Source organism: Ramlibacter sp. (genome assembly GCF_028292805.1).
Classification (GTDB): domain Bacteria; phylum Pseudomonadota; class Gammaproteobacteria; order Burkholderiales; family Burkholderiaceae_C; genus Ramlibacter.
In genome coordinates, this window is record NZ_JAQGLS010000064.1 from 1 (window position 1) to 7,013 (window position 7,013).

General features: G+C 67.6%; 5 protein-coding genes and 1 pseudogene. All 6 read left to right on the forward strand.

The window, feature by feature from the left end:
* Positions 1–793, forward strand: a pseudogene (locus JWP65_RS03375) (2,3,4,5-tetrahydropyridine-2,6-dicarboxylate N-succinyltransferase); the annotation flags it as partial.
* A gap of 54 nt (positions 794–847) precedes the next feature.
* Positions 848–1,996, forward strand: coding sequence for a PilT/PilU family type 4a pilus ATPase (locus JWP65_RS03380; protein WP_299760344.1), 1,149 nt, complete (start codon positions 848–850; stop codon positions 1,994–1,996).
* A 4-nt stretch (positions 1,997–2,000) separates the two neighbouring features.
* Entirely contained in the window at positions 2,001–3,152 is a 1,152-nt protein-coding gene (gene dapE, locus JWP65_RS03385; protein WP_299760346.1) for a succinyl-diaminopimelate desuccinylase, read from the forward strand.
* A complete protein-coding gene (prmB, locus tag JWP65_RS03390; RefSeq protein WP_299760348.1) occupies positions 3,149–4,015 on the forward strand; it encodes a 50S ribosomal protein L3 N(5)-glutamine methyltransferase in 867 nt (288 codons plus the stop codon). Before dapE ends, prmB begins: the two co-directional genes overlap by 4 nt.
* 51 nt (positions 4,016–4,066) lie before the next feature.
* Positions 4,067–5,311 carry a cystathionine gamma-synthase family protein gene (locus JWP65_RS03395; protein WP_299760349.1) on the forward strand — a complete coding sequence of 415 codons (1,245 nt, stop codon included), beginning with the start codon at positions 4,067–4,069 and terminating at the stop codon, positions 5,309–5,311.
* Positions 5,308–7,013: ABC-F family ATP-binding cassette domain-containing protein (locus tag JWP65_RS03400; RefSeq protein ID WP_299760351.1), on the forward strand; the 1,706-nt coding region annotated here is incomplete at its 3' end. The genes JWP65_RS03395 and JWP65_RS03400, both read left to right, overlap by 4 nt.

Here is a 7,013-nt window from a genome sequence, read left to right on the forward strand (position 1 = left end):
GACACCCCAAGAACGCATCTAAGCAGCCTGGACCGACAGGGCTCTGCTCCTCGAGCCGCTCATCCTCGAAACCAACCACGACGTGATCGCGCGCCTCGACCGAGGCGAGCTGCGAGTCGCCGAGCAGCACCCGGATCAGACTAACGAGTGGCAGGTAAACGAGTGGGTGAAGAAGGCCGTCATCCTCTACTTCCCCATCCGCCAGATGATCACGCAGGAAATCGGCCCGTTTGAGTACCACGACAAGATGGCGCTCAAAACCGGGTACGCGGCCCTGGGCGTCCGGGTGGGGCCGCCGGCATCTGACCGCTACGGCGCGTACCTGGCCCCCGGCGTCATCCTGATGCCGAGCTACGTCAACATCGGCGCCTACGTCGACGAAGGCACCATGGTCGACACCTGGGCCACCGTCGGCTCCTGCGCCCAGGTCGGCAAGAACGTGCACCTGTCCGGCGGCGTCGGCCTGGGCGGCGTGCTCGAGCCGCTGCAGGCGAATCCGACCATCATCGAGGACAACTGCTTCATCGGCGCCCGCTCCGAGGTGGTCGAAGGCGTGATCGTCGAGGAGAACTCGGTGATCTCGATGGGCGTCTACATCGGCCAGAGCACCCCGATCTACGACCGCGCCACCGGCGAGACCCACTACGGCCGGGTGCCGGCGGGCTCGGTCGTGATCTCGGGCAGCCTGCCCAAGGACAATGGCCGCTACAACCTGTATGCCGCCATCATCGTCAAGAAGGTCGACGCCAAGACGCGCTCGACCACCAGCCTGAACGACCTGCTGCGCGACTGAACGAACGCGTCGTCCCCGCTTGAGCGGCACGACGCCGATGGAAAAAGGAAGCCGATGAGTACGATGGAACGCATCCTGCGTCTGATGGCCGAGAAAAAGGCTTCGGACGTCTTCCTGTCGGCCCATTCGCCGGCGCTGATCAAGATCAATGGCCAGTGCCTGCCGATCAACAACCAGCTGCTGCCGCCGGACGCGACGCGCAGCCTGCTGGCCGAGGTGCTCCCCTACCAGCGGATGGAGGAACTGGAGACCACCGGCGAGCTGAACATGGCCTACGCCATTGCGGGGGTCGGCAACTTCCGTTTCAGCGCGATGCGCCAGCGCGGCACCTACGCGGCCGTGATCCGCTTCATCACCACCGAAATCCCGCCGCTGGAGTCGCTGTCGGTGCCCATGATCCTGGCCGAGCTGATCATGGAAAAGCGCGGCCTGCTGCTGATGGTGGGCGCCACCGGCGCCGGCAAGAGCACCACGCTGGCCTCGATGATGGACTTTCGCAACGAGCGGGTGTCCGGCCACATCCTGACCATCGAAGACCCGGTCGAATTCCTGTTCACCAACAAGAAGTCGGTGGTGAACCAGCGCGAGGTCGGCACCGACACCCAGTCGATGCAGGCGGCGCTGAAGAACGCGCTGCGGCAGGCGCCGGACGTGATCCTGGTCGGCGAGATCCGCGACCGCGAGACCATGTCGGCCGCCATCGCCTATGCGCAGTCGGGCCACCTGTGTCTGGCCACCATGCACGCCAACAACAGCTACCAGGCCCTCAACCGGATCCTGTCGTTCTACCCGGTCGAAGTGCGGCCGACCATGCTGGGCGACCTGGCCGCGGCCCTGCGCGCGGTGGTGTCGCAGCGGCTGCTGCGCACCGTCACCGGCGGCCGGGCGCCGGCGGTGGAGGTGCTGCTCAACACCAAGCTGATCTCCGAACTGATCGAGAAGGGCGACTTCTCCGGCGTCAAGGAGGCGATGGAGAAGTCGATGGCCGAAGGCTCGCAAACCTTCGAGATGGACATCGCGCGCCTGATCATCGACGGCACTGTCGACCGCAAGGAAGGCCTGTCCTATGCCGACTCGCCGACCAACCTGCAGTGGCGGCTGCAGAACAGCGCCGTCGGCCTGGCCGCGGCGGAAGCGGACGACGGCGACGAGGCGGACGACGAACCGTCGTTCACGGAAATCACCCTGGACGTCAAGCACTAGCCTCATGTCCCAGGCCCTTTACCTCACCGAACAGCTGATCGCGCAACGCACGGTCACCCCCGACGACGGCCAGTGCCAGCCGATCCTGGCGGCGCGGCTGCAGCCGCTGGGCTTTGCCTGCGAAACCATCGCCAGTGGCCCGGACGCGTTCCGCGTGACCAACCTGTGGGCCAAGCGGCCCGGGCGCAGCGGCCGCACGCTGGTCTTCGCCGGCCACACCGACGTGGTGCCGACCGGCCCGCTGGAGCAGTGGAGCAGTGACCCGTTCGTGCCCAGCCACCGCGGTGGCCTGCTGTATGGCCGCGGCGCGGCCGACATGAAGACCTCGATCGCCGCCTTCACGGTGGCCGTCGAGGAGTTTCTGGCGGCCAACCCCGACCCGGCGCTGGGCATCGCCTTGCTGCTCACCAGCGACGAGGAAGGCCCCAGCGTGGACGGCACGGTGGTGGTTTGCCGCCAGCTGCAAGAGCGCGGCGAGAAGCTCGACTACTGCATCGTCGGCGAGCCGACGTCGGTGCAGAAATTGGGCGACATGATCAAGAACGGCCGGCGCGGCAGCCTCACGGGCAAGCTCACCGTCAAGGGCGTGCAAGGTCACATCGCCTACCCGCAGCTGGCGAAGAACCCGGTCCACCTGGCCTTGCCGGCGCTGGACGAACTGGCCCGCACCGAGTGGGACCGCGGCAACGACTTCTTTCCGCCCACCAGCTGGCAGATCAGCAACATCCATGGCGGCACCGGCGCGGGCAACATCATTCCGGGCACGGTGGTGGTGGACTTCAACTTCCGCTTCGCCAGCGTCAGCACGGCGCAGCAGTTGCAGCAGCGCGTGCAGGCGATCCTCGATCGCCATGGGCTGGAGTACGAGCTGGCCTGGGTGGTCGGCGGCCAACCGTTCCTGACCACGCCGGGCGAGCTGGTCGGCGCCGTGCAGGCGGCGATCCGCGCCGAGACCGGGCTGGAAACCGAGCTGTCCACCACCGGCGGCACCAGCGACGGCCGCTTCATCTCGCGCATCTGTTCGCAGGTGATCGAGTTCGGCCCGATCAACGCCAGCATCCACAAGATCGACGAGCACGTGCGGGTGGCCGACATCGACCCGCTCAAGAACATCTACCGCCGCACGCTCGAAGAACTCGACCGGCTAACCCCATGAAGTTGATCGAAGCTGTCGAAGCGGCTGCCCGCGAGCTGGAAGCAGCCGGTGTCGGCTTCGGCCACGGCACCACCAACGCCTTCGACGAAGCGGCCTGGCTGGTGCTGTGGAGCCAGTGCCTGCCGCTGGACGAACTGGACGAGCATGCGCAGCAGGAGCTGCACGACGAGGAGCAAGCCGAGATCCGCGCGCTGGTGGAACAGCGCATCGAGACTCGCAAGCCGGCCGCCTACCTCACGCGCGAAGCCTGGCTGCAAGGCGTGCCGTTCTACGTCGACGAGCGCAGCATCGTGCCGCGCAGCTTCATCGCCGAACTGATCGCCGACGGCGCCATCGATCCCTGGCTGGGCGAGCACACGCGGCGGGTGCTGGACCTGTGCACCGGCAACGGCAGCCTGGCCGTGCTGGCCGCGATGGCCTACCCCGACGTGGCGGTCGATGCAGCCGACATCTCGATCGAAGCCTTGGCCGTGGCGCAAATCAACGTCGACAAGCACGCGCTGGGCGACCGGATCCGCCTGGTGGAGTCCGACGGCCTGGCCGCCCTGCCCGGCCCCTACGAGCTGGTGCTGTGCAACCCGCCCTACGTCAACGCGGCCTCCATGGCGCAGCTGCCGCCCGAATACCTGGCCGAGCCGGAACTGGCCCTGGCCGGCGGCGCCGACGGCATGGATTTCATCCGGCTGCTGCTGCGTGAGCTGCCCTCGCGGCTGGCGGCGGACGGCGTGCTGGTGCTGGAGATCGGCAACGAGCGCGGGCATTTCGAGGCGGCTTTCCCCACGCTGGGGGCCGTCTGGCTGGAGACCAGCGCGGGCGAAGACCAGGTGTTGCTGCTGACCCGGGACGCGTTGCTGCAAGGTTGAAGCGACGGCGCAAAGCGGCGATCATGCTGCAGTGCGAAAATACGCGGATCTATGACCCGCGACCTGTCCACCCGCATCCTGCACGCCGACCGCCAAGCCGGCGTCGAGCATGGAGCCACCCACAAGCCCCTGCACATCGCCACCGGTTTCGGCTATGAGCGTGCCGAAGACCTCGCTGCCGTGTTCCAGGGAGACCGCAGCGGCTACGTCTACGGCCGCCAGGGCAATCCCACCACCGCCGCGCTGGAAGCCAAGGTCACGCTGATGGAGGACGCCGTCGGCACGGTCAGCTTCGCCACCGGCATGGCCGCCATCGTCTCCACCATGATGGCGCTGCTGCAGCGCGGCGACCACGTGGTGGCCAGCCGCTTCCTGTTCGGCAACACCGCCAGCTGGTTCAACACCCTGACCCAGATGGGTTGCGAAGTGACCCTGGTCGACGCCACCGAAGCGGCCAACGTCGAACAAGCCCTGCGCCCGCAAACGCGCATGGTGTTCGTGGAAACCATCGCCAACCCGCGCACCCAGGTGGCCGACCTCGAAGGCATCGGCAAGCTGTGCCACGCGCGCGGCATCGTCTACATCGTGGACAACACGCTGACCACGCCGGCATTGTTCAAGGGCAAGGCGGTCGGCGCCTCGCTGGTGGTCCATTCGCTGTCCAAGGGCATCTGCGGCCACGGCAATGCGCTGGGCGGCTCGGTCTCCGACACCGGCCTGTTCGACTGGAGCAGCTACCCCAACCTGCTGCCGGCCTACCGCAAGGGCCCGCCAGCCAACTGGGGCCTGCTGCAGGTGCGCAAGAAGGGCCTGCGCGACCTGGGCGGCACGCTCAGCGCCGAACACGGCCACCGCATCGCCACCGGCGCCGAGACGCTGATGCTGCGGATGGAGCGCGCCTGCTCCAACGCGCTGGCGCTGGCCCGCTGGCTGGAAACGTCGCCGCTGGTGGCCAAGGTCCATTACCCGGGCCTGGCCAGCCACCCGCAGCACGCGCGCGCGGCCAAGTTGTTCCGCCACTTCGGCGGCCTGTTCAGCTTCGAGACGGTGGACGGCATCGATCCGTTCGACGTCCTCAATGCCCTGCAGCTGGTGATCAAGTCCAGCCACCTGGGCGACAACCGCACGCTGGCGCTGCCGGCGGCGCGCACCATCTTCTGGGAAATGGGCGAGGAGATGCGCCGCAGCATGGACATCGCCGATTCGCTGATCCGCGTGTCGGCCGGCATCGAAGCCGAGGCGGACCTGCTGGACGATTTCGGCCAGGCCTTCGAAACCCTGGAAATGACCAAGTGATCCAGCTGCGCAACGTGATCCTGCGCCGCGGCGCCAAGGTCCTCCTCGACAAGGTCTCCGTCACCATCAATCCCGGCGAGTCGGTCGGCCTGGTCGGCCGCAACGGCGCCGGCAAGTCCACCTTGTTCGCGCTGCTCAACGGCACCCTGCACGAGGACGGCGGCGATTTCTCGGTGCCTTCGCAATGGCGGATGGCCCAGGTCGAGCAGCACATGCCCGAAACCGACGCGCCCGCGACCGACTTCGTGCTGGCCGGCGACACCCGATTGCTGGCACTGCGCGAGGCGCTGACGGCGGCCGAGGACAGTGGCGACGGCATGGCCATCGCCCACGTCTATTCCGACATGGCCGATGCCGGCGAGCACGACGCCGTGCCACGGGCGCAGGCCCTGATCCTGGGCCTGGGCTTTCGCGTCGACGACCTGCACAAGCCGGTCAACAGCTTCTCGGGCGGCTGGCGCATGCGATTGCAGCTGGCGCGGGCGCTGATGGCGCCGTCCGACCTGCTGCTGCTGGACGAGCCGACCAACCACCTGGACCTGGACGCCCTGGTCTGGCTGGAAGCCTGGCTGCAGCGCTACGCCGGCACGCTGGTGGTGATCAGCCATGACCGCGAATTCCTCGATGCCGTCACCGGCGTCACGCTGCACATCGACTCGCAGCAACTGACCCGCTATGGCAGCAACTACAGCGGCTTCGAGCTGCTGCGCGCCCAGCAGCTGGAGCTGCAGCAGTCCGCCTTTTCCAAGCAGCAGGACAAGATCGCCCACCTGCAGAAGTTCATCGACCGCTTCAAGGCCAAGGCCAGCAAGGCCAAGCAGGCGCAAAGCCGGGTCAAGGCGCTGGAGCGGATGGAAAAGATCGCCCCGCTGCTGGCCGACGCCGAGTTCACCTTCGAGTTCAAGGAACCGGCCAACCTGCCCAATCCGATGCTGTCGGTCAGCGACGCCTCGTTCGGCTACACCGCCGAAGGCGAAGAGCCAAAGACCATCCTGCGCAACGTCAGCCGCTCGGTGATGGCCGGCCAGCGCATCGGCATCCTGGGCGCCAACGGCCAGGGCAAGTCGACCCTGGTCAAGACCATCGCCCGCACCATGGCGCCGCTGGCCGGCAGCATCACCGAAGGCAAGGGCCTGGCGATCGGCTACTTCGCCCAGCAGGAGCTGGACGTGCTGCGGCCGCAGGACACGCCCCTGGAACACATGATTCGCCTGTCGCGCGAGGTCAGCGTGCCGGGCCAGCAGTCGCGCGAGCAGGACTTGCGCAGCTTCCTGGGCCAGTTCCTGTTTTCGGGCGACATGGTCAAGCAGACCGTTGGCACCATGAGCGGCGGCGAAAAGGCGCGGCTGGTGCTGGCCATGATCGTCTGGCAACGCCCCAACCTGCTGCTGCTGGACGAGCCGACCAACCACCTGGACCTGGCCACCCGCGAGGCGCTGGCCATGGCGCTCAACGAGTTCGAAGGCACCGTCATGCTGGTCAGCCACGACCGCGCCTTGCTGCGCTCGGTCTGCGACGAGTTCTGGATGGTGGGCCGCGGCGGCATCGCGCCGTTCGACGGCGACCTGGACGACTACCAGCGCTACCTGCTGGACGAAGCCAAGCGGCTGCGTGAGCAAGCCAAGCTCGACGCGGCGTCGGCCGCCGCCGCGCCGGCACCGACGCCCGCGCCCGTGGCCGTGGCCGTGGCCGCGCCCGAGGC